We start from the raw sequence: 25,616 nt of genomic DNA, 5'->3' as shown, positions 1-25,616 counted from the left end.
TTTTCGCATAGCGTACGCCTTTCTCTCGCGTCTCTCGCAAATGAACATAGGCTTTAAGCGACGTGGAGTATTGCTCGGTTGCGCTGTTGAATGCACCCGGACCTCTGTCGCGGGTTCTTAGTAGCAACGGCCATGCCAATCCTGCCTAGGCGCATTAAGCTTCTGACTACGCTGAAAAATTTGAAGGCCGCAGGCACCGGCTGCTGTTTCGAACCCGACAGCCATTGTACTGCTGCCAGAAACTGGACAAGGATCATGGCCGTTTGTGCGCAAGACCGTTGTTTCATGTGATTGTCGCGGCAGGCCAAGGCTCGAGGTGTGGAGCGGTGTGCGCTTTAGGCGCCAACTCGTTCATCCACTGCAAGCGCGTGATAGCGTGTTGTTCTGGAATGCGATTTACATCGAAAGAGTCGGACCTCCAAGCTACCGCAAACGATCTGCCACCGTGCTGGCATTAACTATTTGGTGGCGTACGATTGAAGCGCCGTATATCGGCCGCGCTATCGCACCTAGTGGATCGAATCTAACAGTTGGTGCCCTCGTTTGACGGCGGCAACGATTTTGTCTGGATCTGCGGCCCAAGTGAAGGGCCTGGGATCATTGTTGGTCTAGTCGAGGAAGCGATTGATGGCGGCCTTGAGTTCGCGGACCGACCGGACGACACCGCGCTTGAGCCGCCGTTTGGAGAGTCGCCAATGCCCGTCATTATCTGCTCGAAATCCTTGAAGACCGCTACGGCCGTCGATCAACTCTCATCACCAGCCAGCTCCCAATTGCCAAATGGCATGAGCTCATAAATGACCCAACTTACGCTGATGCCATCCTTGATCGCCTGCTTCACAATGCCCACCGGCTCGAACTGAACGGTGACTCATGCATCGCCCGCCGGTTCTTCCTCGGCCTTGATTACGTGATCGGCCGATGAAGACCGAGACTGCCGCCCGCGAAGCTGACCGGCCGCTACGCACTGTTGGGGGTGCGCGTCCAGTCAGCTTCGCTCCATCGAACGACACCAGACATGCTCTTCGGCGGCCGCTTGACCACGGGCTAACGATAGTGCCAATTGCCTTTAACGATCGGGGGCTTCACATGCGCGCGATCAGTTTGGAACGCTGCGCGGCATCAGATTGGAATAGCTGCGCGCGATCATCGGAATCCGCAGATTATCTCGGCAGCGACGAGATCTATGCCGCCATAATGGTCCTTTCGAAGGGCGACATACGATCAGCCGCCCCGACGGTCCGTCAAAATCCCCCGGTGAGGTCACCTCAAACTCCCCCACCTGATTCCGCCTGGCTTTCACAGGCTGAGCGGGCGAAATCAAACGTCTTGGCGGCCACCTTCACTCCGATAGCCGGCGGTCGCGGAGGTGGGGAGTTTGGCCATCCGCGGCCTCGGAGCCGGCGGTCACCCCGGGGGTATTTGCCTCCGGCGCTCGCCCGGACGCGAAAATCGCCGAGTAGCACCGGATCGTCTTGCGGTCGATCCCCGTCAGCCGTGGATCTCTCGTTGGCTTGTCTGGCGCTCAGGTAACGTAAATACAGTGCTTTGCAGATGCGGCTTCAAGACGTTCAACTCCCGTCTCCTCTTCCCTAAAGGGGACGAAAATAAACGTCCTGCTACGCGCTTTGCGACCGATCAGCCGCCCTGAACCGCATCGGGAATGGATCGAACAGCCGGTATTTCGGCGGCGCCGTCGGCTATGTCGTGATCGATAATCTCAAGGAAGGCGTCATCACGCCTGACCTGTACGAGTCCGAGTCAACCGGCTCTACGGCGCGGTGCTCGCGCATTACGGCGTCGTCGCCGATCCGGCACGGGTGCGCGACCCGAACCGCAAGGGGAGTGGAGAACGCGATCTAGCACACCCAGGGCACCGCGTTCGCCGGGCGGCGCTTTCGAGTCACTCGAGGCTCAGAACAGGTTTCTGGCGCACTGGGAGACGAACTGGGCTTCCAAACGCATCCATGGCAGCACAAGACGTCAGGTCGAGGGCCATGTTCCAGGAGAAGAAGCCGAATCTGCGGCCATTACCCGCGACCGGTTTCCGTTACTTCTCCGAGCTCGTGCGCACCGTCTACGACGACACCACCGCGCGCGTGGATCACAGCGACTATGCCACGCGCCCGCGCCGATCGGCAGCCAGGTTGTGGTACGCCTTTACGATACCACGATCGATATCCGCGACCGCAGCACCGAGGCGTTGCTGTTCATGCCCGCGCTGCACGGCTGGTACGCTCGAACTGTCGCACAACGAGCGCTCGTTCAATTCCATCTCGTCAAACCGTCTTCCTGCTGGCAAGCGCCGACGATATCGGACCACAAGCGAAGGCGCTCTGTCAGCACCTGTTCGACACCGAAGGCCGCGTCGGACAACGCGCGATGTGGGGCATTGTCGGACTTGCGAAGAAGTATCCCGCCCGACTCGTCCAGCAGGCCTGCGATCACGCGGTGCGTCATCACGTCCATCCCTACAAACAGGTGCGCGCCATCTTGAGCGATTATTTGAGCAGGCGCTCGAGGCGTTGATCAAGCACCACAACTCACGCTGCTTCTGACGCAGGATCATCCACTGACCCGTCCCGCGGACGAATAAGGCGAACTCTTTCGCCTTCGTGTCCCGGAAGGAGTGATCAACTCGTGGAAGATCGCCCTATCTTGTTGATTACGGAGCCGCGATGGTGAAGCTGACGCCGCTGAGTACTTAAGCATCCTGGTTCCCGTTCAGGCCTGCAGGCGGCGGCCTGCATTCTTGCGCCGCCGGCCAGCCAGAGGTCTAATTGCTCTGCAAGCACGTCCCGATCAGGCTGCAACAGGACTCCCGCGATCGGGCAAGGAGTGCACGCCGCCTCAAGCTTAAATCGACGCAACAGCTGCATCTCCAGCTCCGCAAGCGCGCGGCCGATGCAGACCCGCGGGCCGTTGCCGAATGGAAAAGCGGCTCAGCTTCGCCCCTCAAGTAACGATCGGTTGGAACTGGTTCGGCTCCGAATATCATGAGGAATGCCGATTGATCACGAAGGAAAGAAGCATCAGGCGCGAGTCCTTTACAAAACGATAATTCTCAATCGTAACATCATTGGTTACGTAGCGAATGTTGAACCAGCGTACGCTGTACAGCCGCATAGCCTCCCAGATCATCCGGCGCAGTAGCATGGTAGGATCGGAGACTGCAGGCGCGGTCCCATCGCCGTAGACGCCTTGATCTGCTCGCGGAGGGTTTCTTGGACGTCAGGAGATGAGGCTGTCAAACGCCATCCGGAACTGCACCCTCATATTGCCTCAGATGACAACGTTACCGAAGCGCACCCTGATGTCTTCTGGATCGGCTGCCGCGAGTCGGAGCAAGCCGCTCGCGAAGCACGCCCTCCAGAGCGCCGTAGCGAGCGAGAGGCTTGCGGTGCTTCGGCGAAAGAGCCTGTCAGGATTTAATACTAAGGCACGAAGCTTGGACCGATAGTTTGATCTCTGTGCTGCTGATGAGCTGTCGAGCGGCCTTTGATCGCCAATTCTTCGCCAATCGCTGCACCGTGCGCCGCTAATGGCCGCTGACCGGCAGCGCGCATGCGCTTGCAGCCGGGAGAGAAGATCGACCGCGGACAAGTGCGGAGCCGCGGCGAGCCATTCCCTCTATGATGGGAATGTAGGGGTCGAGCATTGATGGCCGACGTGGCACAGGCTTGCGCCGCACATAGCGACGTCGATGAATGCCTCGCTGCTCGCCCTGTTTCCAACCATCGCCGAGCTCTCGGGCAAAGGCCGCCTAGTCGCTGTGCCCCTGCGCGACAGTCATCGCTGGCTTTCCAGCCCGTTGATCGACGCGCTTACCCAGCTCATTCTGAGCGTCCCGCATCTGTGCCAGCAATGCCACCGGATCAAGCGTCCGGTAAATCTCTCGCAGCCGACCTTTGAATGCCTCATCGAGCCTCGGTTGGACCAATGCTCTTTCGTACGGCGTCGCGGGAGGAAGATAGCGCTTAATCATCTTGGCACCTTCGCGGTGCTTCTCCTTCAGCTCAAACGAGGGCTGGAAGAAATTGATGTGCAGCCGTGCCGCCGCAAACAGGCGAGCTAGTGAGCGAGCGGCATCAATGCCTTCAAACCGCCCGCAGCCCACTAGGTGGTGTGGACTCTAGGGATTCCCTTTTAGGAGCAGATCAGATTCAAGACTGCTTTTGGGAGGCAGTCTTGGGTGTGATGGATCGGCTGGTGTTGAGCGACGCGGCGTGGGAGCGGATGGCGCCGCTGATCATAGGCCGGCCTGACCAGAAGGGCTCGACCGGCCGCGACAATCGGATGTTCGTGGAGGGTATGCTGTGGATCGTACGTACGGGGTCTCCCTGGCGCGATCTCCCGGAGGTCTTTGGCGAATGGAACAGCGTGTTCCGACGCTTCAGCCGGTGGAGTATCAAGGGTGTTTGGTGCCGCATTTTTGAGGCGATGTCCGATGACCCCGACTTCGAGTACTTGATTGTCGATTCCACCATCGTCCGAGCCCATCAGCATGCTGCCGGGGCCAAAAAAAGGGGGTCTGAAGATCAAGCGCTCGGTCGCTCGCGCGGAGGCCTGAGCACCAAGATACATCTGGCCGTTCGAGGCTTGGGATGTCCCGTGCGGTTCACCCTGACCGCAGGGCAGAAGGGCGATGCACCGCAAGCGGCCGTATTGATCGAAGGCTTACCAGCCGAGGTCGTCATGGCAGACACCGCCTATAATGCCGATCACTTGCGCAAGGCCATCGCTGCTAAAGGTGCGCTCGCCGTCATCCCCAACAATCCGTCACGCGCGCTCAAATACCCGCTCGACAAGCATTTCTATGTCCAGCGCCATCTCGTGGAGTGTTGCTTCTCAAAGCTAAAGCAATTCCGCCGCGTTGCAACCCGCTTCGAGAAAACCGCCCGCAACTACCGCGCCGTTGTCACTCTCGCAGCCATTGTCCTATGGATGCGCTAGTGTCCACACCACCTAGTGCCTGCCGCATAACATCAACTTTCGAGCGAGCGTGTCTTGCTCTAGTTCCGAAGGAGGACCCCGTCGCCAAATGTGCGGCACGAGGCGCCGTCGTCGTTTCACGCGTCCCGCCTTCGTGTTCGGTCGTGTCTGATTGAGGACGTCTTATGTTTGGATCCCGACAGGAAGCTGCAAGTATTCCGCCGACCCGAGGTAAAGCACATGGAGTTAGATCTCTTCAAGCAAGACTTGCATCCCGTTTTTCGGCTCGCCGATTGCTTGGACCGCCGTGAAGAACGCGGACGAGCGCTGATTTAAGCGATCTCTTGAGCCGGGACAGTTTCGGCGAAGGCCCAGATGATGGCACGTAAGAGTTCTGCCAGCCATCGCAGGAGCAGGCCGAAGTTGCAGCGGCCGCGGCGAGGACAGGGCGTTGATGCGGTCGCCGAGGTGGCCTTTGAGATAGTTGCGGTCCATGCGGTGCTCGGACTTGACGTGGCCGATGACGGGCTCGACCGCCGCACGACGCTTCATCTCGCGACGGATGGAAGCCGTGACGCGGCGAACCTGACCGGAGATCCAGACCTTGAACCGATGGGGGTGGTTGTGACCGCGATACCCTTTGTCGACGTGGATGCGGCGAGCCTCCACGCCGGTAAGCTTCTCCATGTCGGCAATTATAGGGCCGAGCGTGTGGCCGTCGAAGGGATTGCCATGCAGCGCCTTGGCATGTAGCACGAACTGTGCGCCCTTCGTCTGGGCGATACGGTCCGCGACCGTCGGTATGCCAAGAGGACGAGCCCCACCGCCGGCCTTAGGAATCTCGACCCGCCGAACTGGTGGCGGGAAGTAACTTCGTGACGCCAACCGATTCCGCAGCCGGTAGGGGTGGTTCTCAAGATCGCCGGCAAAGTGCTCTAGACTCTGGCCATCGACGCCTGCCGCCTTTCCCTTCTTCTTCACAAGTTTAAAGGCCTCCTACACCATCCTGTTGCATGTTGTCGGCCAAGGCGACTGATCGGATCAGCACGTGCTGGCCAAGGTCCGAGAGTTAGTGCTGCCGGGCATCGAGCGACACGGAGAGATCGAAGCTTGGATCATCGATGATACGGGCTTTCCTAAGAAGGGGCGTCATTCGGTCGGGGTTGCACGGCAATATTGCGGTCAGTTGGGCAAGCAAGACAATTGTCTGGTTGCCGTGACGCTTTCGCTTGCGAACCATCATGCGAGCTTGCCGGTGGCCTATCGTCTCTATCTACCAAGGGAGTGGGTGACGGATCGTGCACGCCGGCGCAAAGGCGGAGTCCCCAACGAAATCACCTTCAAGACGAAGCCGGCAATTGCGCTTGATCATTTGCGCTGGGCCTGGGCGCGTTTTGCCCGTGTGCGGCTCCGTCCGGCACATCGAGTGCTGGCTTACCGAAAGCCGCCCGGAAGAATGGCTGCTGATCGAGTGGCGAGACGGCGAGAAGCTCCGACCAAATATTGGCTTTCACGGCGGCTATTTCGTCAGCCAGCGCATCCGCAAGCGCATCGAGCAGGCGTTCGGCTGGATCAAGACGGTCGCCGGGCAAGAGAAGACCGCCTTCCGTGGCCGTGAACGCGTCGGATGGGCCTTCTTCGCTGCTGCCGCCTACAATCTGGTGCGGCTGCCCAAGCTGATCGCGGAGGCCGGCTGATGGCCAAGGTGTCCGGCTTCGCCAAGGTCTTTGCCGGCCGCTGGCGCATTGCCGAAATGGACAACTAGGACAGCGACTTCCTCGACCTCGTCGAACAGGCGCATCTCACCTTCAAGTCCGACGGTGAAATCGCCTTCGGTGCGCTGAAGGGCTTTCTCGACGTCCGCTACGGCGCACGAGACGGTTCGGCCTGGGCGGAGTTCTCGTGGCAAGGGCACGATGAGAATAACCCCGCCTGAGGTCACGGATGGGCTATGATCGGCACCGCCGGCAGGCTCGTCGGTCACTTCTACATCACAATGGCGACGATTCAGGCTTCGTTTGCGAACGCGGCTGAGTTCTTCAACAGCCTGCTAAGTCAACGAGGCAGGGGTTCATTTGCAGCGCGGTCAGGCACGTCTTCTTTCCAGCGCACCGATCCGAATGGACGCGCCAGCATACGATGGACACGCACAGGCCCAGGGCCAATGTGGAAACCAGTCGCCTGTCGATCCAGCGCGCGCTCCGACTGCGTCCAGCGGTTGCGCTGACACAGATAGTGGAGCCATGTCGGGCAGTGATAACGTTCGGTCCACAGTTCCGGATCCGCGATGTCGCGCGCAATCGACCAGCCATAAGCCCCGTTGCGCTGACGGTAGAGCTGTACGTCCTGCATCACATTGTGGAAAGCGCGTGCATTCTCCGGCGCCACGCGATATTCAATCTCCACCACCAAAGGCCCACTGCGATGAGTGAGCGCAAGCCGCACTTCGGGGTCGGCAAGGACTTCGGCGTCTTGATCGCGTGCGCTGGTACGCGGCATGCGCAGCCAGAGCCCGAGCACGGGCGACAGCAGTATCAGCGCGGCCGATCCGAGCAGCGCTACGTCGACGCCGAAGGCATCGGTGAGCCGGCCCCAGCCCCAGCTACCGACGGCAATTCCGCCGGAGAACGCAGTCTGCCAAGCCGCAAGTGATCGACCCGCGACCCAGCGGGGCGCGGAGAGCTGCACGCCAATATTGAGCAGTGTCCAGAGTATTGTCCACACGACGCCCGCCAACACCAGCGCCGCAATGGTCAGAACCGGTTCGCAGCTCAGTGCGACCGCCGTGATCGCGCCTCCCATAGATAGAGTGCAGGCGCGCACCGCAGCCTCTCCGCTCATGCGCCTGCGCACCTCACCAAGGCTTAGTGCCCCGATCACTGCACCCAAGCCGAACGCGCCCAGCATAATGCCAAAGGTTTGCGCGCCGCCATGTAAGAGGTCGCGGGCGACCAGCGGCATCAGTGCCTGGATCGCGCTGCCGATCACGGTGGCTACCATGGTGCGGCCCAGGACGATCTTGATGGATGGCGAATTGGCAATGTAACGCACGCCCGAAATGATCGCGCGGCTGAGCTGTTCCCGCGGCAGCCGCGACGGTTCGGCCACACGCCTCCACAAAAATAGGGCTCCGATCAACGGGAGATAAAGTAGCGCATTGAGCGCAAAAGCGACGACTGTCCCTGCAGTAGCAACCACAATACCGCCCATCGCAGGGCCAAAGCTGCGGGCGATGTTGTAGCTGATGCCGTTGAGCGCAACCGCCGCAGGCAGCGTCTCGGCCGGCACCTGTTCGCTCACAGAGGATTGCCAGGCTGGACCCATCAATGCCATCCCGCTGCCGACCACAAAACAGAGCATTAGCAACAGATTCGGTGTAGTAAGACCCAACCAATCGAGCGCAGTCAGCGCGGAAGCGCCGCAAAGCGCTATCGAGAGTGCAACTAGCGCCACTACACGGCGGTCATACATGTCCGCAATGGCCCCGGAGGGCATCGCGATTAGCATTACCGGCAGCATCAAGGCCGTTTGCATCAGTGCGACCTTGTCGGCCGACGAGGTCATCTCCGTCATCGCCCAGGCAGCACCGACGCCCTGGATCAGGATGCCTAAATTAGAAAACAAGCTCGCCAGCCAGATGTGCCGGAACGTGCCATGGCGCAGCGGTTCGGTAATGCCGTCGACGCTGAATGTGTTGGGATTAAGTGGATCAGTCATTGCGCATGAGGCCTACTACCACCCCGGAGCGATGCTGACAATTCTAGCCATTCGCGTGCGATAGAGCGCCAAGTAGCTTGCATACTGTCTCTTCGATTTCGTCGACATCGCGGCGCTGCTCTGTTTTGTCAGCTAGGCGTCAGATGATCCTGGGAAGAATCGAGTTTTCGCGCTCTCAATGGTCTCGTGATGGTGGATGGATCAACGCGACAGATTGAGCAACTGGGACGCAAGTGCAGCTCTGACTGTGGAACTTCCAAATTGTTTGAAGCTAGGCAATTGCGCTAACTTTGCTGGCAGGAATATCGCCAAGTCTAGCGTTCGCCAGAACGGCGGCTTTCTCAACTATCGCCATCGCGTGGATAAGCTGCGAAGGAGACTAATTGGAATTCCAGAGATAGAAAAACTTCCGATCGCTCGTACAGTCTGAGCGCCATAATAATTCCCGCTCAGGACCTCCACCTCTCCTAAACTATCGACCTCACGCGTGTTTTGCCCATTCCTCCTCTCTGTTTGCTCGCTCGCCCGACGCGCTATGTGTGGAATTGAAACCGTTCTATGCTGCATAGCTTCGGCGGGGACTTTGTGGGCTTAAGCTCGGCCCAGCCGATACAGGCGTCCCTCGACGTAGCCTATGTCCGCTCCCAAGTAGTCCGCGCAATTAAGCCGGATGCAATATTCGTGTGTTCTAATCGAACTTTCGTTCAGCTCAGGCCTAGATAACAGACAAAGAGTGCAGGTTTTGCGCGTTCTGTGCGAAGGGGCGACGAAAAGCGGTGTGAATTCTTTATCCGTAGCGTGAAGACCACTTGTTTCGTCAATCTTCGCGCGCAACCTCTACTGGAATCGCAAAGCTCGCTTTGACGCGGTCCATTATGACTATTGTCTTGAAGCCCTTGATATCCGAGTTCTCATAGAAGAATCGTCGGGTGAACTGCTCATAATCTTCCATGGTGCGCGCGGTGACATACAGGACAAAGTCTGCATCGCCGGTGACGTAGAATCCATTGACGACTTCAACTGAAGATTTGATGGCCTTCTTGAACTTGTCGATTATGTCTGAACGCTCGCGCTCCAACGTCACGAGCACAAGCATTTGAATTGGCCTTCCTACCGCCCTCGGCGAAACGATCGAGACGTCGGCCTCAATGATGCCTTCCGAACGGAGTCTCTTCAGTCTTCGTTGACACGCGGTAGGAGAGAGCCCGGCTATTTCACCGATGGACTCGGAAGTTAGACGATTGTTCTTTTGCACGATCTCAAGAATGCGGGCATCTATTCGGTCGTATTGCATAATGGGCTCCGGTCGAGGGTGAATTTCGTCACGAAATCCGTCCGCGGTGCAGGAAATCGTTCAGCCGGTAGGAAATGCGACGTAAATCAGCTTCAGGCCGAACGTATCCTGAATGCCTACCCGATTTCAACAAATGACCGCGTGGGACTCTCAGTGGCTTCTGGAATTTTTCGACATGCAAGTCCGCATTTGCTCGGTCTCGCCAGGAGTCATCTGCATAGGCTAAGTCGTCGCGATTTCATCGCGGGTGGGGTGCTCATAGACGGTCGCTGGGTTGCGGGCGAGCAACGAGATGGTGTGATCGATCCCGCTACAGGGGAAGAAATTGCGGACGTTGCTCGTTGTAATGCCGCAGATATGAATCTGGCAGTCGCGGCAGCTGAGCGATCTTTTTCTGCTTGGCGAGAGCTCTTGCCCGCAAGACGCGGCGCGATCCTTAGGTCTTGGGCGTCATTGATGCTTGCCCATTCGGAGGAGCTTGCGATCTTGGTGACGAGCGAGCAGGGCAAGCCGTTGGCGGAGGCACGCTCCGAAATTGCGTATGGTGCAGGATTTCTCGAGTGGTTTGCTGCGGAAGGGGAGCGCGCGTACGGGGAGACGTTCCCCAGCCACAAGTCTCGTAGTCTGCTTCAGGTGCGAATGCAGCCAATTGGTGTTGCGGCGGCGATCACGCCGTGGAATTTTCCTGTCGCCATGATTACGCGAAAGGCTGGAGCCGCTCTGGCTGCGGGCTGTCCGATCATCGTGAAGCCCGCTCCCGAGACTCCGCTCTCTGCTCTTGCGGTTGCCAGGCTGGCTGAGGAGGCGGGCGTCCCGCGCGGCGTATTTCAGGTGTTGGTCGGTGATCCGATCGAGCTTTCGACGCCTCTGTTGAGCGATCAAAGGATACGGGCTCTTTCGTTCACGGGTTCGACTCAAGTTGGTCGTCTGCTTCTGGAGGGGGCGGCGACCACAGTAAAGAAGGTCTCGCTCGAGCTTGGGGGGCATGCCCCATTTGTTGTCTTTGACGATGTCGATCTCGACAAGGCTGTCAAAGGGGCGATGGCTGCAAAATTTGCTACGTCCGGCCAGGACTGTCTGGCCGCCAACCGCATCTACGTACAGAGGCGCATCTATGATGCCTTCGTTGAATCGTTTGCCGCGGCAATGGCCCAGCTCAAGGTCGGGCATGGCTTGGACTTGGCGACAAACATCGGGCCGATGACAAAGTTGTCGGTTGCCAGCAAGTGCAGGGCGCAAATCGATGATGCTGTGGCAAAGGGAGCGCGGGCTATTTCCGCCAATCAAGGCGACAGTTTAGGTCCTAGCTTTGTTGTTCCAACGCTGTTAAGTGACGTCAGCGAAGACATGCTCATCGCCCATGAGGAAACATTTGGGCCGGTAGCTGCTGTGTTGCCATTCGAATCTGAAGAAGAAGTCGTTGCACGAGCTAATGCGAGCGAAATGGGGCTTGCAGGCTACGTCTACACAGACAGCTTGCGACGAGCGCTGCGACTTTCTGAGCAAATCGAGTGCGGCATGGTTGGCATCAATACGGCGTCGTTCACGGGCGCGCCCATTCCGTTCGGTGGATGGAAGCAGTCTGGGCTTGGTCGCGAAGGGTCGCGGCACGGTTTAGCGGAATACATGGAACTGAAGTACGTCTGCTTCGGCGATCTGGCGGATTAGGAGAAGCGCTATGAATGATGTCAAAACCATCGCTGAAAAAGATCGCTCGAGTGTTCTGCATCCCTTCACCCAACTCAGGGAATTCGCCAATGGTACGGCTGGTGAACCTACGATCGTCGCTGGAGGAAAAGGCGTCCGCATAACGGATGCGCAAGGGCGTAGTTACATCGACGGGTTTGCTGGCCTCTACTGTGTGAATATTGGATACGGTCGGACGGAAGTGGCTGAGGCCATTGCGCGGCAGGCCTATAGTCTTGCATACTATCACACATACGCGGCGCACACGACCGAAGAGCTGGCTACGCTGGCGGACCGTCTCGTGCGAATGGCGCCTGGTAAGCCGAGCAAAGTGTTCTTCGGTTTGTCCGGATCGGATGCCAACGAAACGCAAGCTAAGCTCGTTTGGTATTATAACAATCTACGTGGCCGGCCTAAGAAGAAGAAAATCATCTCGCGCGAGCGAGGGTACCATGGCTGTTCAGTAATCTCCGGTTCGATGACCGGAATGTCCTTCTACCACGATCACATGGACCTCCCCTTTCCGGGCATTTTGCACACGGGCGCGCCGCACTACTATTGGGGCGCCGAGCCAGGCGAGACGGAAGAGTCCTTTTCTCGTCGCCGTGCAGCCGAGCTTGAAGCATTGATCGTACGGGAGGGGCCGGAAACAATCGGCGCCTTTATTGCTGAGCCGGTGCTGGGCACGGGGGGAATTACACCCCCGCCTACCGGCTATTGGCGTGAGATTCAGGCCGTGCTCAGTCGATACGATGTCCTTCTGATCGCCGACGAAGTGATTTGCGGATTCGGTCGAACCGGCGCGGACTTCGGTAGCACGCTATACGGGATGGAGCCGGACTTGGTGACGGTCGCAAAGGGCCTGACGTCAGGGTATGTGCCGCTCTCAGGGGCCATCGTTGGTGAGAGGGTCTACGCGGTGATGGAGGAAGCTGCGGATCGAGTCGGAGCTTTTTCGCATGGATATACATATTCAGGCCATCCGATCGCGGCTGCCGCTGCCAATGCAGTCCTCGATATAGTCGAGAAGGAGCGGCTGAGCGATCGCGCGCGGATCGTCGGGTCGCATTTCCTTAAACGATTGAGGGAACGGTTTGCACAGTTAGAGATCGTCGGTGAAGTGAGGGGTGTCGGGTTATTGGGGGCCGTGGAGTTTGTTGCCGATCGCCAGACGAAGCGGCGATTTGATCCGGAGCTCAAGGTGGGCGCCCGCATTTCGAAGGCTGCTCGTGATCGGGGGCTTATTGCACGAGCAATGCCCCATGGAGACATTCTTGGTTTTGCTCCGCCCCTCGTCGTATCCGAGCATGAGATAGATGAGATTGTCGATCTCGCCTATCGAGCGACTAAGCAGGTAATGGACGAGCTCGCGAAAGAATCAAAGGTCTGAAGATCTCATTGGTGTGCTCGATAGCGTCGCTGCGTCGGATCGTCAGAAATATACGCTGATCGCCTCGTTCATCGCCGGTCTCCCGCCATCATTTTCTTGGCCGCGACGGTTACTTCGCCGTCCCTGTCAAGCGGTCATGAAGAAAAGCGCCCAAATCGCGATCTGCTGGAGGGGGACATCGCCATGCTACTCGGAGTGATCGCCGATGATTTTACCGGCGCGAGCGATATCGCCAACACCATCGCCAAGGGCATCCTACCTGAAGGCGGTCTGCGCACAATGCAGTATCTCGGCGTACCGGGACGGATGCGGCGCCTGACGTTGAGGCCTGCGTGATCGCGCTGAAGAGCCGGTCAATACCTGCTAGCGCTGACCAGACCTGGCCAGCGAGCCGCCGCATAGTGAGCCGCGACAGCGAGCCCTCGCGAATCGTGTTGCGCAGCAAGCTCTCATCCAACATGTTGAATGGACGCCAGCCGGGCAGATGACGGCCGACGAGTTCCTCGAACACCGGAATGAGGCCAGGAACAGTGTGGATCAGGGCGAGCGGGCGGGGCTCGGAAAACAGCAATGGCCATGACGTGCTACTCTAGTTTGGAAAGACTGTGTTGAGTTCTTCGATCTGAGCGGGGGTGAGCATGCTCGGCTGACGACCCTGGAGCAGCACGAGCAGCTTGGCCGTCTCCTCAAGCTCCTCGGCCGCATAGATGGCTGTCTTGAGGTCCTTTGCCGTCACCACGGGCCCATGATTGGCCAGGAGAATGGCTGCGAACGCGCCGTCGAGTTCGCGGATCATGGCCCCCATCCCCGGATCGCCCGGCCGCACCTGACCCGGCCGACGCGCATCACCACATAGGGCGTGAGCGGGGCGATGCAGTTCTCGGGGTCGAGGTCGGGAAGACAGGACAGCGCAGTGGCATAGGTCGAGTGCAGATGAAACACCGCTCCTGTGCCAGGGCGTGTGTCATAGAGGGCCTGATGCAGGAAAACTTCCTTCGATGGCTGGTCGCCCGAGATGTGGCGCCCTGTGCGATCGAACTTGGAGATCACTTCCGCTTCGAGGAAGCCGAGGCAGGAATTCGTCGGCGTCATAAGAATTCCGTCTTCAACCGCCACGCTGATATTGCCCGCCGAGCCAGCGGCATAGCCTCTTTCGAATAGCGAGCGCCCCAGCCGCACCAGCGCTTCGCGCGCGGTACGCTCGTCCATCCCGCTCATACCGACACTCCGGAAATCGCATCGAGCGCCTTCTCGAAGAAGTCAATTGCGCCGAAATTGCCCGATTTGAGTGCCATGCCGAGCTTCACGCCGTCCTCAGAGACGAGCACGGGCACGCCCGAATCGATCTCGGGGCCGATGCGGAACGAGGTGACGCCGAGTGCCGAAACCACCGCACCCGATGTCTCGCCGCCTCCGACCACGATGCGGCGCACTCCAGCATCGAAGAGGCGCTTGGCCGCGTCGGCAAAGAGGCTGTCGAGTTTGCGCGCGACCGCTTCCCGGCTGTACTTCTCCTGCAGAGCCGTGACCTGCTCCGGACGCGAGGAAGAATAGACCAGCGGCGCCCTACCCTGATTGGCGCGCACAAAGTCGACCAGCTCGGTGGCGATCAACGAACCGCTCATCGCCTTCTCGACATCGATGCTAAGGACAGTGGATGCGGGGGCACAGGCGGTTCTCGTCACCTGCTCTTCCCTCGGTCCCGCGGTGGATATGGCGATGCCGCTCTGTCCCGTACCTCTCTTCCGTGTCGACGACGGGATGGCGATCGAGGCAATTGAGCGTGGGAATCGAATTGCCGTGCTCGCGACGCTTGCTAGCACGCTGGAGCCCACGACACAGCTGATTAAGCATCATGCCGCCCGGCTAGGGCGTCACGCCTCTATCGCCAGCCATCTGTGCGAGGGCGCCTTCGACAAGCTGCGGAGCGGTGAAAAGCTGGCACACGACGCCTTGGTGCGTGAAGGTCTAGCTTCGGTCGTCGGCAGTGTCGACGTGGTGGTGCTCGCTCAAGCATCAATGGCCAATGCACTGCTCGAGGTGGGCGCGACGCAAGTTCCGGTACTTACCAGCCCGGAACTTGGGGTGCTGTACATGTCTAGTGCTCTGAAAACGAACACGTACGAAACACCAGACTAGGTTGAGTTCAGAGAGGTACTCTCCGTCGCACGGGCGACATGCTAGGCGGTTGCAGAGTCCTCTTGAGCAGTACAACGCAGAGGTCGAGAGCACTCCTTTGGTCAGGCTTTTCGTGAAATAGGCAATACGCTCGTCGTGCTATCGACGGTTTGCCCCGGAAGGGTCGTGATGAAGAACTACACAATCGCACTCATTCCTGGCGACGGCATCGGCCGCGGCGTGACGGAAGCCGCATGGGCCGTGCTCGATGCTGCCGCCAAGCATTCCGGCTTTGCGCTCAACGGCACGAGATTTCCGTGGTCCTGCGCCTTCTACAAGGAAAAGGGCGTGATGATGCCCGCCAACGGCATCAAGACGCTCGAGAGGTTCGATGCCATTCTGCTTGGCGCAGTCGGCTGGCCGGCGGAGGTGCCCGATGCCGTGTCGCTGCACGGCCTGCTGCTGCCGATCCGCAAGGGGTTTACACAGTATGCCAACGTCCGGCCGCATCGCCTGCTCCCGGGCGCCAACGGCCCGCTGAAAGCCACCAAGTTTGATATCCTCTGCGTCCGCGAGAACACCGAAGGAGAATATGCGGGTGCCGGCGGACGTGTACATCAGGGCACCGGCGCCGAGATCGCGGTCGAGACCTCGGTGTTTACGCGCGCCGGCGTGGAGCGAATCTTGCGATTCGGATTCGACCAGGCGCGCAAGCGACGCGGAAGGCTTGCCTCGGTCACCAAGTCGAATGCTCAGAAATACTCGATGGTCTTCTGGGACGAGGTGACACAACTGGTTGCCGCCGACTATCCGGATGTCGAATGCACGAGCTACCACGTGGATGCGCTCGCCGCGCGCATGGTTATGGCGCCGGAGAGCCTCGATGTTGTCGTCGCCTCCAACCTCTACGGCGACATCCTGACCGATCTCGGCGCCGCTATTCAGGGCGGGCTCGGCTTTGCCGCTTCCGCCAACATCAATCCGGACCGCAGCGCTCCTTCGATGTTCGAGCCCGTTCACGGCTCAGCACCCGACATCGCCCATCTCGGCATTGCCAACCCGATCGCAGCGATCTGGTCGGGGGCGATGATGCTTGAGCATATTGGCGAGGCTGATGCAGCAGCACGCGTCATGGCGGCAATTGAGGCCACCACGTCCAGCGGCATCGGTACGGTTCCAGGCAAAGAGTGCACCGAAGCGATAAGCGCAGCAGTGCTTTCCCGTCTCTCATAATCGACAAGGAACAATAGATGCAGAACCTGAGCGACAAACAGCTCTTCCGCCAGCAGGGCTTGATCGGTGACCAATGGAAGGGGGCGCTCTCGGGCAAGACGATCGACGTGATCGAACCGGCGACCCAGGCGGTTCTTGGTACCGTGCCAGACATGGGGCGGGACGAGACGCGCGCGGCGGTCGCCGCTGCCGCCAAGGCCTATCCCGCCTGGCGCGCGAAGACGAATGCCGAGCGCGCCGCGCTTCTGGAGGCCTGGCATGGGCTCATGATCGCGCATCTGGACGATCTGGCGCGCATTCTAACGCTCGAACAGGGCAAGCCATTGGAGGAGTCCAAAAGCGAGATCCGTTACGGTGCCTCCTTCGTCAAATGGTTCGCGGAAGAAGCCCGGCGTATCGGCAGCAGGACGATCCCCTCGCCAACGGCGGACCGGCGCATCGTTGGTCTCAAGGAACCGGTGGGCGTGTGCGCAATCATCACGCCCTGCAATTTCCCGAACGCCATGATCACACGCAAGGTGGCTCCCGCGCTCGCGGCGGGGTGCACCGTCGTGATCAAGCCGTCGGATTTCACGCCCTATTCGGCGCTGGCTTTAGGCGTGCTGGCCGAGCGCGCCGGAATTCCCGCAGGCGTCATCAATATTCTCACCGGCCTGCCGACCGAGATCGGCGCAGAGATCATGGCCAACGAAACCGTGCGCAAGATCTCGTTTACGGGCTCGACCCGCGTCGGCTCGCTGCTCATGCGCGGCGCCGCTGATAGCGTGAAGCGCGTCAGCCTCGAACTCGGCGGAAATGCGCCCTTCATCGTCTTTGACGATGCCGATCTCGAACTCGCGGTCGAGGGTGCGATCGCATCAAAATTCCGCAACGGCGGCCAGACCTGTGTCTGCGCCAATCGGATCCTCGTGCAGGCCGGCGTCTATGATGCTTTTGCGAACAAGCTTGTCGCCCGCGTCGAGAGAATGAAGGTGGGACCAGGCCTCGAGCCGGGTGTGGCCATTGGACCGATGATCAACGAGGCGGCGATCAGCAAGATCAACCGCCATGTCGCCGACGTACTGACCGAGGCGACCACCGATATGGTGCTAGCGCACGAAGAGACATTTGGTCCGGTCGCCCCTCTCTTCCGTTTTGAGACCGATGAGGAGGCGATTGCCATCGCAAATGCGACGCCCTTTGGGCTGGCCGCTTATTTCTACACCAGAGACCTGAAGCGATCGTGGCAAGTCGCGGAGGCGTTCGAAGCCGGTATGGTCGGCCTCAACGCCGGCATGTTGTCCACGGAGGTGGCGCCATTCAGCGGTATCAAGCAATCCGGCTTGGGGCGCGAAGGAGCACACGTCGGGATCGAGGAATACCTCGAAATGAAGACCTTCCATATTGGTGGGTTGGGCTAAGCGGGATGGAACGGAGGGGGCGCATGGCCGCGCCCCCAGGCAGCCGCTTAAGACAAGCTCAGCCTTGAGCCCCTAGGGATCTAATGCGTCCTGCACGCTGAGCTGTAGCATGGCGAGGCGGCCGCGGCGATGTGCGTTGGTCGCCAATCGCATTCTAAGGTTCAGTTGAAGTTTACGCCATCTTCATCTGCCAACCGCTGCCACGGTGCTGCTCGGCGGTCGACGACGGGATTTACGATCTCGGTGCGCTGGTCGTATCGACCGGTTCTTCAGTTTCGTCGGAATGCGCATGGTCGGGCCGATTTTGACGACGGAGTTCTGCGTCAGGATTGGTAAATTCGCCTGATGTAAGCGCGTCCCGGCCAAATTTGACGACTTTCTTCCCCGAGGCAGGATAAGTCTTTCCGTATGCTTCGAAAACGGTCGACATGCGACCGTTTCGCTCGCCATAGATAGTAACAATGACCGAAGGGAATTGGGGGCGTGCCCAACCAGGGTGTTGTGCAGGTCTTCGCACATGATCGCCATCTCTGGTGCGAGTTGAGTGCCGACGCGCTCGCCAAAGTGCAACTCGCGATTGAGGGCATCTTCGATCTTCTCGGCAAATCAAAACTCCAGAAATGGGGCCTCTGTGAAGAAGGGCGAAGACCGAAGCGGAGCGCTCCGGGGCTTAGGACTTTCCTTGCGTGCCGGTTCACGCGCAAGCAAGACAACGACGTTAGCGAGGCGCAGGTAGGTGCCCTTCAATGGCCAACGGAACGCGGTTGGTTCACATCGGAATTCGCGTAGAGGGAAGCTGGAGGATCGTCTGATGGTTCATGCTCATAAAGAAGGGCTGTTGTATCGAATGCCATATGGCTTCGGACCTACGGCAGGACCTCGTCAGGGACCGGATTATAAGCCTTTCGACTGGTCGAGAACGCCCCACCGATGGTCAGCGGCAGTAAGCTTCCTCACTGACGGAGATCAGCTCAACGGTTTGCTGCCTCCAGGGTTCGGCTTGGTTGGCGAGCCCGTGGTGACGGTCGAATTTATTGTGATGAGCGAGCTGGCCTGGCTTGCCGGGCGTGGTTACTCGATGCTGCAGGTGCGTTTCCCGGCGGCCTACACCGGGGAGCGCGACCAGGTAGCCGGTCACTTCCTATCGGTCCTTTGGGAAAATCTCGCTGATCCGATCATAAGCGGTCGCGAGGAGCTCGGCTTCGCAAAGCTTTGGTGCGAACTTCCTCCGCCACGAATTATGGGCGATCGGGTGACGTGTACGGCGTCCTGGCTGGGGCATGAGTTTGCCGTCCTCGAGCTCGCAGACTTTTCCGAAGCCGCGCCTCGAATGCCGGCCTATCCGGGTCTTGGCGAGCAACGCAGCGATGGCACGCTGCACTACAAGTACATCCCGCAAACCGGAGAGTGGGGCAAAGCCGCCGTCGCGCACGCCTGTCTGCAGCCGCCGGCTGGCAAGCCTATCGTCGAAAAACTGCGCGTCGGGAAGGGGCGGGTGAACTTTCATTCCACGACGTGGGAGCAGATGCCCACCCAGTTCCACATCGTTCAGGCCCTCTCGGCGCTGCCGATTCTGGAGCAGCGCGAGGCCTGGTGCGTCGAGAGCCGCGGCGCTTCCGACCTGTCGCAACAATGCACCCTCGCTTGACCGCAACGCCATCAGACTGGAGTTCGTCCTATGATCCAACGCAGCCTTGAAGGCCGCACTGCACTTGTCACCGGATCGACCAGCGGTATTGGCCTAGCCATTGCGCAACGTCTCGCGCGAGATGGCGCTACGGTATGCCTGCATGGCTTGGGCGACGCTGCACAGATCAAGGCGGCGATCTCGGCCGCTTCATCGGGAAGTGGTCCCCAGCCGGGACACTTCGGCGGAGACCTGGCCGACCCTGGCGCCGCTCAGAGCCTCATCGACGAGGTTGCGCGGACCGTCGGCAGCATCGACATCCTGGTCAACAGCGCCGGTATCCAGCACGTCTGCCCGGTAACCGAGTTCTCGCTTGAGCGCTGGAACGCCGTGCTAGCGGTCAACGTAACGGCGGCGTTCCTGACCATTCAGCGCGCGCTGCCCGCGATGCTGGAGCGGAATTGGGGGCGCATCATCAACATTGCGTCGGTTAGCGGCTATGTCGGCGTCCCGCACAAAGCGGCCTATGCCGTCAGCAAGCACGGACTGCTTGGCCTGACGAAGGTGGTCTCCTCCGAGACTGCCCGAACGGGCGTAACGTGCAACGCGGTCTGCCCCGCCTGGGTTTTGACGCCCCTTGTTGAACGCCAGATCGAAGCCCGGGCGGCCCGGGATGGAGTGAGCTTCGCAACCGCCGCGACTGAACTGGTGTCGGCGAGCGTCCCATCGGGCCAATTTGTGAAGCCCGAGCAGGTCGCGGGGCTCGTCTCGTTTCTGTGCTCGCCAGATGCCGACGAAGTCCGCGGCGTGGGCTGGAACATCGACGGTGGCCGCCTTGCGCGCTAGAGCAGATTCTGATCAGACGCGATCATAGCCGGCAGCGGCGAAGAAGTTCAGACACTCTTGGGCGGTGAAGGCGGCCAAGGCGAGGGCGATAGCGTTGACCAAAGCCTCGATAGATCTGGCGGCCGCCTTTCGAAGGGCGGCTTTGAGCTTGGCGAAGGCCATTTCGATCGGATTGAGGTCGGGCGAATAAGGCGGCAGATAGAGGAGCCGAGCGCCCGCTGCATCGATTGCGATGCCGACCTCGGCCCGCTTGTGTGCTGCGAGATTGTCCATCACCACGATGTCGCCGGGCCTGAGTGTCGGCACGAGGACTTGCGTCACGTAAGCCTCGAACGCCGAACCATCCATGGGGCCATCGAGGACCATCGGCGCCGTCATGCCAGTCGCCCTGAGCGCGCCGACGAAGGTCGTCGTCTTCCAATGACCATGCGGGAGCGCTGCAACACAGCGCTGGCCGTACGGCGAACGGCCATAGAGCCGCGCCATCTTGGTCGAGGCTCCGGTCTCGTCGATGAATACCAACCGGTGGATGTCGATCTCAGGCTGGGATGCCTTCCACGCCGCGCGTTCAGCGGCGACGTCCGGCCGATCCTGGTCGCTGGCGTGCGATGTTTTTTTGAACGTGATGTTGCGGCGATCGAAGAACCGCCAGACCACGCTCGGCGCGAAACGCTCGCCGTGGACTTTGAAGAGATGATCGGCGATCTCGGCCAGCGTCATGTCAGGCGTAGCCTCGACCAGGGAGAGGATCTCTGCAGCATGCCCCTCGATCCGAGCCGAACGCCGGTCGCCACCCTGCGCTCCGCCTCACAGGCGCGGGTGCTTCGCCACTCGCTGACCAGTTCGATCGCTGTCGACGGCGCCACGCCGAACCGGCCGGCGGCAGCTCATGCCTTCATCTTCCACGGCCCGAACAAGGCGAAGGCGAGGGTCCGGCGAGAGGGGTTTAGCCATGGGGGCTGGCCTCCATCACCAGCCCTCAGGGTGAATCACGATTTGCCCCGGAAGGGAATCCCTTTCGATTCCGCCAGGTCGGCGGCGTGGAGACACCATCCTGATCGTGTTTGAGGGACTGGAGCGTATCGTCCCGCTTGAACGTGCCGCCCTAGATGGTAACCCAAGAGAAAAGGCCGCTACGCTAATAATCAGAATGATTTGACGCATGCTCACGCTATCCGACCGATCCTCGGACGGCATGGCGCTGGTCGGGCTCGCCGAACGGGCGGGCTTACCCAAAGGCGTGCTCAACCTCGTGACGGGCGATGCCGTCGCAATCTGGAGGTAATGATCGCGCGCCGTCGGTGTGTTTCATCGGCTCGACATTCGGTTGGTAAGCTCCTGATGCAGCAGCCGGCCTCCACCAACGTCGTGCTCGAGCTCGGCGGCAATTCCCATTCATCGTCCTTCGCCGATCTCGATGCATGGGATGTGGACGTTCTTTTTGCTTTTGAGCCGAAATCAACTGGAGAGAGCTAATGAGCTCACCCATTAACGAAGCAATCATCGACCCTACGCAGCCGATTATCGATCCGCATCACCACCTCTAGAATTGGAGGCACCGTGTAGCGGCAACTCGGACGCCGCAAAATCCTTTCGATAACGTTTTGCGCAAAACGCCTCGTTATTTACTCGGAGAATTGCTCGCTGATCTTAGTGCGGGCCACGATGTTCGCGCCACCGTCCATTTGGAATGCGGCTCAATGTATCGGGAGGCGGGCGCCATAGAATTCGCACCAGTCGGCGAAACTGAATTTGCAAATGGTATCGCGGTCATGGCTGCCAGTGACGCTCATGACGACCGTCGCCCCTGCGCTGGTATCGCCGGCTATGTTGATCTCGCACTAGGCTCTCGCGCAGCAGCGGTGCTCGAGGCCCACGTCGCAGCAGGCGCAGGAAGATTTCGCGGCGTTCGTCAAAACATAGCTCACGAAATCGACATAAATCTCCCTCCCTCCGCATCCGGAACATCCAATTGCCTCTATGGTGATACGCAGTTCCGCGCTGGGTTCCGGCTGCTTGCTGCGCTCGATCTTTCCTTCGATGCCTGGCTCTTGGAGCCCCAGCTTCCTGAGTTAATCCAACTCGCGAGGGCGTTTCCTGAAACTTCAATTTGCCTTGATCATGTTGGTACTCCCCTGGGAACAGGCTGGTATGTCGGGAAGCGGAAAGACCGATTCCAAATTTGGCGTGCCAATATCGAGGCGCTAGCTGAATGCAAGAACGTTTACGTGAAATTGGGCGGGCTTGCGATGCACTACTCGGGCTTCCCCTCTTTGAGCGCTAGACAGCCAGTCTCCTCCGCCCAGCTCGCCGAGGAGTGGGGACCATATCTTCAAACTTGTGTAGAAGCATTCTCACCGTCACGAGCAATGTTCGAAAGCAATTTTCCGGTTGATGCGCTGACGTGCGATTACGCAACTCTGTGGAATGCCTTCAAACGCTTCGCCGCGCGCTATTCGGCAACCGAGAAGAACGAGCTGTTCTTCGGAACTGCCGCGCGCTTTTATCGATTACAGGTTTCGGGCTCGAAACCGCTATGATTGCGCGTTCACGAAGCCTCGGAATCCTTACTTAAGTCAGCGACTGCGACAATTAACAGACGGCTCTATGTGGGGTTATCGCTGTCACGCAAAAACGATCTGTCTCAGCTCATTGTAGTAGATTCTTTCGCTCGTGCGAAAGCCTATAGAGGTCGCCCCCTCACGACCTTGTCAATCAAGGGCTCGCGCTATGCTTCTTCCGCTGGTATCCAGGGCCAACCCTGCTATCGAATGGTGACCATCGCAGCGAGATCTGCGATGCCTGACGACTTCGAAACGACCGCGCCGCGGAATTCCAACAACGGCAAGCTGGCAAGCGTCGCAACGTACGGGTACTGCGTCGGCATATCCTCCCAGCGAGGCGCGAAAACGCGAAGCGGCCTTCCCCCTTCAGTTGCTGATGCACGACCGGCGGCGGCGCTAGCCCGGGCGTTGACATTGTCATCGTCGCGATATCGGCATTTTGCCAATCGCCGACCTTCGGGTGGTACCGATAGCAAAGTAACGGCAATCCCCCCTGAGCTGCATACTGCGGCGGTGGATCCGCTATCGGACCAGATTTGAGGTTTACCACCTCAAATTCGGCAAAACGAAATCCCTCCCAACTTGCAGCGAAGGTGCATTTGTCCTCAAGGAAACCCGCATCGGGAAGGGTAGCATATAGCTTTGGCGTACCAAGTTCTTCTCGGCCGGTCAGTATCGGATCAGCGTGGTTCTCCCAGAGCACCAACGCTAGATTGCCGCGCACGGATCCAGCTTTTCCGTCAAAGATAATTTCGCACCCGACGCGGAAAATATTGTAGCCCCTCCCAGCCAGCCATCCGAGATTGGTCAGCATTGTGAGGCCAACTGTCAGCACCGGATCGCCTGCCAATCGACAACTTGGCGGGAGCAACCGCGTGAGGGCCTTTTCGTCGGTGAGAGCTCTAATGACGGGTGTCGTGCTCGGCCACAAGAATATCCCGGTAAATGCTGTCGGGTGCTATGTGCTAGGTGGCAAATATCCCCTGCTTGCATCCGCACATATGTCTGTCATCACTGCCCGTGTTGCGGGCGTGAAGCGTATCGCAACTTGCGCGCCACCCTATCAAGGCAAGCCAGCGCCCGCGATTGTAGCTGCGCAGTATCTCACTGGTGCCGATGAAATTTATTGCCTTGGTCGCGTGCAAGCAGTCGGGGCGATGGCGATCGGTACTGAAATGATCGAAGGCGATGGGCCCGGAAACCAATATGTGGCAGAAGCAAAGCGCCAACTTTTCGGTCGCGTGGGAATCGATCTCTTTGCAGGTCCGACCGAAACACTGGTAATTGCCGACGATTCTGTTGATGCGGAAATGTGCGCCACCGATTTGCTGGGAGAAGCTGAGCACGGTCCAAACTCGCCAGCCATTCTTCTTACCACGTCAGAGAAGCTTGCTCGTGAGACAATGGCTGAAGTCGAGCGTCTTCTCACGATCCTTCCAACCTCGGCTGTCGCACGTCGCGCATGGGAAGATTATGGGGCAGTTTTGGTTTGTGACAGTGACGAGGAGATGGTTCGTGAGGCCGACAATATCGCATCAGAACACGTCCAGGTAATGACACGAAATCCCGATTATCTCCTGGAAACATGACTAATTATGGCGCATTGTTTCTAGGGCCTCGCACTAACGTGGCCTACGGTGACAAGGTCATCGGCACCAATCATACTTTGCCTACAAAAAAGTCGGCGCGTTACACCGGCGGCCTGTGGGTCGGCAAATTCCTGAAGACTGTAACTTACCAACGAGTGCTATCCGACGAATGGTCGGTGAATACTGCTCACGTCTCTGCATGTTGGAAGGATTTGTTGGCCATGCCGAGCAAGCGAATATACGCGTGCGGCGTTATGGTGGTTGCAATATTCCTTATGGAGAAGCAGCAGAATGAGCGCTGCGACGGCTGCTCTTGCGCTTCCTCGTCCAGCCTCCTTTAGGCTTGACGGACGACGCGCGCTGGTGACCGGTGCAGGGCGAGGTTTAGGGCTTGCGGCCGCAAGTGCAGGCGCCGCCGTAACGCTGGCAGCGAGGAGCAAAAGTGACATCGATGCCGTCGCTGCCGCCATTCGGGCTCGGGGCGAGCAAGCTGATGTTTGCCACTCGACGTTAGTGATCTGGTGGCTATGCAAACCGCCCTCGGAAAAGCCGAGCCCTTTGAAATATTAGTCAATAATGCGGGAACCAATCGGCCCTGCGCTTCGCTCGATGTGTCAGTCGATGATTTCGATCATGTTATGGGGTTGAACGTACGCGCCGCCTATTTTGTCGCACAAGCAGTTGCGAGGCGATTGGTAGCATCGAAGCGACCTGGATCGATCATTAACGTATCCTCGCAAATGGAATACGTCGGATCGCCGAATCGTTCCGTCTACTGTGCCTCAAAGTTGCCATGGAGGGCTTTTCAAAGGAATGGCCATCGAGCTTGCGCCATACAACATCCGCGTTAACACGCTCTGTCCGACGTTCGTTGAAACGCCCATGACGAAGCCTTTTCTTGAGAGCGCATCATTTCGCGATGCAGTGCTCCAAAAAAATTAAGCTTGGCCGTCTTGCCCAACTTGAGGATATTTGCGGCGCTATTGTTTTTCTGGCTAGCGATGCTTCGTCGATGATGGCGGGCTCGGCACTCCTGATCGACGGGGGGTGGACCGCAGAATGAAGTACGAAAGCGGCGAGTATCGTCGGGTAACGGCGACAGATGTCGCGCGAGAGGCGCGGACATCACAGTCCGCCGTAAGTCGCGCCTTTACTCCCGGTGCCAGCATTTCCGCGGAAGTTCGCGATCGCGTCATGAAGGCCGCGCGTAAACTGAGCTA

Annotated in this window: 19 protein-coding genes and 14 pseudogenes; 22 read left to right on the top strand and 11 right to left on the bottom strand. The window is 59.2% G+C overall.

What is annotated here, in order from left to right:
- Positions 1-509 precede the first annotated feature (509 nt).
- Positions 510-692 (bottom strand): annotated as a pseudogene (locus XH92_RS36365) (IS630 family transposase); the annotation flags it as partial.
- A gap of 14 nt (positions 693-706) precedes the next feature.
- On the opposite strand from XH92_RS36365, the pseudogene XH92_RS36360 reads away from it, so the two are divergent.
- Positions 707-925: pseudogene (locus XH92_RS36360) on the top strand (ATP-binding protein); the annotation flags it as partial.
- 370 nt (positions 926-1,295) lie between these two features.
- Here the strand turns inward: XH92_RS36360 and XH92_RS43400 are convergent.
- A pseudogene (locus XH92_RS43400) lies at positions 1,296-1,609 on the bottom strand (IS21 family transposase); the annotation flags it as partial.
- A gap of 68 nt (positions 1,610-1,677) precedes the next feature.
- Here XH92_RS43400 and XH92_RS43395 point away from each other — a divergent pair.
- Positions 1,678-2,590, top strand: a pseudogene (locus tag XH92_RS43395) (IS21 family transposase); the annotation flags it as partial.
- A gap of 43 nt (positions 2,591-2,633) precedes the next feature.
- On the opposite strand, the gene XH92_RS44125 reads toward XH92_RS43395, so the two are convergent.
- Both XH92_RS44125 and XH92_RS44120 read right to left on the bottom strand, forming a co-directional pair.
- Positions 2,634-2,906 (bottom strand): hypothetical protein, encoded by a 273-nt coding sequence (locus tag XH92_RS44125; protein ID WP_194461591.1) that lies wholly within the window; start codon positions 2,904-2,906, stop codon positions 2,634-2,636.
- An 88-nt stretch (positions 2,907-2,994) separates the two neighbouring features.
- Positions 2,995-3,126 carry a hypothetical protein gene (locus tag XH92_RS44120; RefSeq protein ID WP_371818108.1) on the bottom strand — a complete coding sequence of 44 codons (132 nt, stop codon included), beginning with the start codon at positions 3,124-3,126 and terminating at the stop codon, positions 2,995-2,997.
- 577 nt (positions 3,127-3,703) lie between these two features.
- On the opposite strand from XH92_RS44120, the gene XH92_RS36340 reads away from it, so the two are divergent.
- Positions 3,704-4,075, top strand: coding sequence for a hypothetical protein (locus XH92_RS36340; protein WP_194456369.1), 372 nt, complete (start codon positions 3,704-3,706; stop codon positions 4,073-4,075).
- 113 nt (positions 4,076-4,188) lie between these two features.
- A complete protein-coding gene (locus XH92_RS36335; RefSeq protein WP_194456368.1) occupies positions 4,189-4,953 on the top strand; it encodes an IS5 family transposase in 765 nt (254 codons plus the stop codon).
- Between the two features lie 311 nt (positions 4,954-5,264).
- Here the strand turns inward: XH92_RS36335 and XH92_RS36330 are convergent.
- Positions 5,265-5,703: pseudogene (locus tag XH92_RS36330) on the bottom strand (IS5/IS1182 family transposase); the annotation flags it as partial.
- 265 nt (positions 5,704-5,968) lie between these two features.
- On the opposite strand from XH92_RS36330, the pseudogene XH92_RS36320 reads away from it, so the two are divergent.
- The 3 pseudogenes from XH92_RS36320 to XH92_RS43390 form a co-directional block, all read left to right on the top strand.
- Positions 5,969-6,322 (top strand): annotated as a pseudogene (locus tag XH92_RS36320) (transposase); the annotation flags it as partial.
- Positions 6,323-6,443: 121 nt separating this feature from the next.
- Positions 6,444-6,629, top strand: a pseudogene (locus XH92_RS36315) (IS5/IS1182 family transposase); the annotation flags it as partial.
- Positions 6,629-6,966, top strand: a pseudogene (locus tag XH92_RS43390) (hypothetical protein). The pseudogenes XH92_RS36315 and XH92_RS43390, both read left to right, overlap by 1 nt.
- Positions 6,967-6,987: 21 nt before the next feature.
- On the opposite strand, the gene XH92_RS36305 reads toward XH92_RS43390, so the two are convergent.
- Together XH92_RS36305 and XH92_RS36300 are read right to left on the bottom strand one after the other, a co-directional pair.
- A complete protein-coding gene (locus XH92_RS36305) occupies positions 6,988-8,649 on the bottom strand; it encodes an MFS transporter (RefSeq protein WP_194456366.1) in 1,662 nt (553 codons plus the stop codon).
- 817 nt (positions 8,650-9,466) lie between these two features.
- Positions 9,467-9,943, bottom strand: coding sequence for an Lrp/AsnC family transcriptional regulator (locus XH92_RS36300; RefSeq protein WP_194456365.1), 477 nt, complete (start codon positions 9,941-9,943; stop codon positions 9,467-9,469).
- 189 nt (positions 9,944-10,132) lie between these two features.
- Between XH92_RS36300 and XH92_RS36295 the strand changes: the two genes are divergently transcribed.
- The 3 genes and pseudogenes from XH92_RS36295 to XH92_RS36285 form a co-directional block, all read left to right on the top strand.
- The gene (locus tag XH92_RS36295) at positions 10,133-11,611 is read left to right on the top strand and encodes an NAD-dependent succinate-semialdehyde dehydrogenase (protein ID WP_194461590.1); all 1,479 of its coding nucleotides are present in this window, start codon (positions 10,133-10,135) and stop codon (positions 11,609-11,611) included.
- Positions 11,612-11,621: 10 nt separating this feature from the next.
- Positions 11,622-13,019 carry an aminotransferase gene (locus XH92_RS36290; RefSeq protein WP_194456364.1) on the top strand — a complete coding sequence of 466 codons (1,398 nt, stop codon included), beginning with the start codon at positions 11,622-11,624 and terminating at the stop codon, positions 13,017-13,019.
- Positions 13,020-13,196: 177 nt separating this feature from the next.
- A pseudogene (locus tag XH92_RS36285) lies at positions 13,197-13,387 on the top strand (four-carbon acid sugar kinase family protein); the annotation flags it as partial.
- 221 nt (positions 13,388-13,608) lie between these two features.
- On the opposite strand, the pseudogene otnC reads toward XH92_RS36285, so the two are convergent.
- A pseudogene (otnC, locus tag XH92_RS36280) lies at positions 13,609-14,228 on the bottom strand (3-oxo-tetronate 4-phosphate decarboxylase).
- Positions 14,229-14,233: 5 nt separating this feature from the next.
- Positions 14,234-14,704: a nucleotide-binding domain containing protein gene (locus tag XH92_RS36275; protein ID WP_246787920.1), complete on the bottom strand. Its 471-nt coding sequence runs from the start codon at positions 14,702-14,704 to the stop codon at positions 14,234-14,236.
- On the opposite strand from XH92_RS36275, the gene XH92_RS36270 reads away from it, so the two are divergent.
- From XH92_RS36270 to XH92_RS36250, 5 genes are all read left to right on the top strand, one after another.
- Complete coding sequence (locus XH92_RS36270) at positions 14,622-15,158, top strand: aspartate/glutamate racemase family protein (RefSeq protein WP_246787918.1); 537 nt, start codon at positions 14,622-14,624, stop codon at positions 15,156-15,158. The genes XH92_RS36275 and XH92_RS36270 overlap by 83 nt on opposite strands.
- A gap of 168 nt (positions 15,159-15,326) precedes the next feature.
- Positions 15,327-16,370, top strand: coding sequence for a tartrate dehydrogenase (locus tag XH92_RS36265; protein WP_194456363.1), 1,044 nt, complete (start codon positions 15,327-15,329; stop codon positions 16,368-16,370).
- Between the two features lie 17 nt (positions 16,371-16,387).
- Positions 16,388-17,770, top strand: a complete 1,383-nt coding sequence (locus tag XH92_RS36260; RefSeq protein ID WP_194456362.1) for an NAD-dependent succinate-semialdehyde dehydrogenase — start codon at positions 16,388-16,390, stop codon at positions 17,768-17,770.
- Between the two features lie 811 nt (positions 17,771-18,581).
- Positions 18,582-19,418, top strand: a complete 837-nt coding sequence (locus XH92_RS36255) for an acetoacetate decarboxylase family protein (protein WP_194456361.1) — start codon at positions 18,582-18,584, stop codon at positions 19,416-19,418.
- Between the two features lie 30 nt (positions 19,419-19,448).
- Positions 19,449-20,243 carry a 3-hydroxybutyrate dehydrogenase gene (locus XH92_RS36250; protein ID WP_194456360.1) on the top strand — a complete coding sequence of 265 codons (795 nt, stop codon included), beginning with the start codon at positions 19,449-19,451 and terminating at the stop codon, positions 20,241-20,243.
- A 12-nt stretch (positions 20,244-20,255) separates the two neighbouring features.
- Here XH92_RS36250 and XH92_RS36245 read toward each other — a convergent pair.
- Positions 20,256-21,197, bottom strand: a pseudogene (locus XH92_RS36245) (IS630 family transposase).
- A gap of 208 nt (positions 21,198-21,405) precedes the next feature.
- Between XH92_RS36245 and XH92_RS43720 the strand changes: the two are divergent.
- From XH92_RS43720 to XH92_RS36240, 3 genes are all read left to right on the top strand, one after another.
- Entirely contained in the window at positions 21,406-21,528 is a 123-nt protein-coding gene (locus XH92_RS43720) for a hypothetical protein (RefSeq protein ID WP_256437508.1), read from the top strand.
- Between the two features lie 56 nt (positions 21,529-21,584).
- Positions 21,585-21,719, top strand: a complete 135-nt coding sequence (locus tag XH92_RS43715; protein ID WP_256437505.1) for a hypothetical protein — start codon at positions 21,585-21,587, stop codon at positions 21,717-21,719.
- A gap of 128 nt (positions 21,720-21,847) precedes the next feature.
- Positions 21,848-22,783: an amidohydrolase gene (locus XH92_RS36240; RefSeq protein ID WP_210345512.1), complete on the top strand. Its 936-nt coding sequence runs from the start codon at positions 21,848-21,850 to the stop codon at positions 22,781-22,783.
- 175 nt (positions 22,784-22,958) lie between these two features.
- On the opposite strand, the gene XH92_RS44115 is transcribed toward XH92_RS36240, so the two are convergent.
- The gene (locus XH92_RS44115; RefSeq protein ID WP_371817867.1) at positions 22,959-23,657 is read right to left on the bottom strand and encodes an acetoacetate decarboxylase family protein; all 699 of its coding nucleotides are present in this window, start codon (positions 23,655-23,657) and stop codon (positions 22,959-22,961) included.
- 55 nt (positions 23,658-23,712) lie between these two features.
- Between XH92_RS44115 and hisD the strand changes: the two are divergent.
- The 4 genes and pseudogenes from hisD to XH92_RS43380 form a co-directional block, all read left to right on the top strand.
- A pseudogene (gene hisD / locus XH92_RS36230) lies at positions 23,713-24,691 on the top strand (histidinol dehydrogenase); the annotation flags it as partial.
- A gap of 232 nt (positions 24,692-24,923) precedes the next feature.
- A pseudogene (locus XH92_RS44110) lies at positions 24,924-25,338 on the top strand (SDR family NAD(P)-dependent oxidoreductase).
- Positions 25,316-25,459 (top strand): SDR family oxidoreductase, encoded by a 144-nt coding sequence (locus tag XH92_RS44105; protein ID WP_371817866.1) that lies wholly within the window; start codon positions 25,316-25,318, stop codon positions 25,457-25,459. The pseudogene XH92_RS44110 and the gene XH92_RS44105 overlap by 23 nt, the downstream one beginning before the upstream one ends.
- Positions 25,456-25,566: pseudogene (locus XH92_RS43380) on the top strand (transcriptional regulator); the annotation flags it as partial. The gene XH92_RS44105 and the pseudogene XH92_RS43380, both read left to right, overlap by 4 nt.
- Between the last annotated feature and the right edge of the window lie 50 nt (positions 25,567-25,616).

It is taken from the genome of Bradyrhizobium sp. CCBAU 53421 (genome assembly GCF_015291625.1).
Lineage (GTDB): Bacteria > Pseudomonadota > Alphaproteobacteria > Rhizobiales > Xanthobacteraceae > Bradyrhizobium.
This window is presented reverse-complemented; position numbering and strand designations above follow the sequence as displayed.

Bases quoted from the DNA above. Each gene is read 5' to 3' on its own strand.
- XH92_RS44120 (WP_371818108.1), bottom strand. From the start codon at position 3,126: ATGCGGCTGTACAGCGTACGCTGGTTCAACATTCGCTACGTAACCAAT.
- XH92_RS36340 (WP_194456369.1), top strand. From the start codon at position 3,704: ATGAATGCCTCGCTGCTCGCCCTGTTTCCAACCATCGCCGAGCTCTCG.
- XH92_RS36305 (WP_194456366.1), bottom strand. From the start codon at position 8,649: ATGACTGATCCACTTAATCCCAACACATTCAGCGTCGACGGCATTACC.
- XH92_RS36300 (WP_194456365.1), bottom strand. From the start codon at position 9,943: ATGCAATACGACCGAATAGATGCCCGCATTCTTGAGATCGTGCAAAAG.
- XH92_RS36290 (WP_194456364.1), top strand. From the start codon at position 11,622: ATGAATGATGTCAAAACCATCGCTGAAAAAGATCGCTCGAGTGTTCTG.
- XH92_RS36265 (WP_194456363.1), top strand. From the start codon at position 15,327: ATGAAGAACTACACAATCGCACTCATTCCTGGCGACGGCATCGGCCGC.
- XH92_RS36260 (WP_194456362.1), top strand. From the start codon at position 16,388: ATGCAGAACCTGAGCGACAAACAGCTCTTCCGCCAGCAGGGCTTGATC.
- XH92_RS36255 (WP_194456361.1), top strand. From the start codon at position 18,582: ATGGTTCATGCTCATAAAGAAGGGCTGTTGTATCGAATGCCATATGGC.
- XH92_RS36250 (WP_194456360.1), top strand. From the start codon at position 19,449: ATGATCCAACGCAGCCTTGAAGGCCGCACTGCACTTGTCACCGGATCG.
- XH92_RS43720 (WP_256437508.1), top strand. From the start codon at position 21,406: ATGCTCACGCTATCCGACCGATCCTCGGACGGCATGGCGCTGGTCGGG.
- XH92_RS43715 (WP_256437505.1), top strand. From the start codon at position 21,585: ATGCAGCAGCCGGCCTCCACCAACGTCGTGCTCGAGCTCGGCGGCAAT.
- XH92_RS44105 (WP_371817866.1), top strand. From the start codon at position 25,316: ATGCAGTGCTCCAAAAAAATTAAGCTTGGCCGTCTTGCCCAACTTGAG.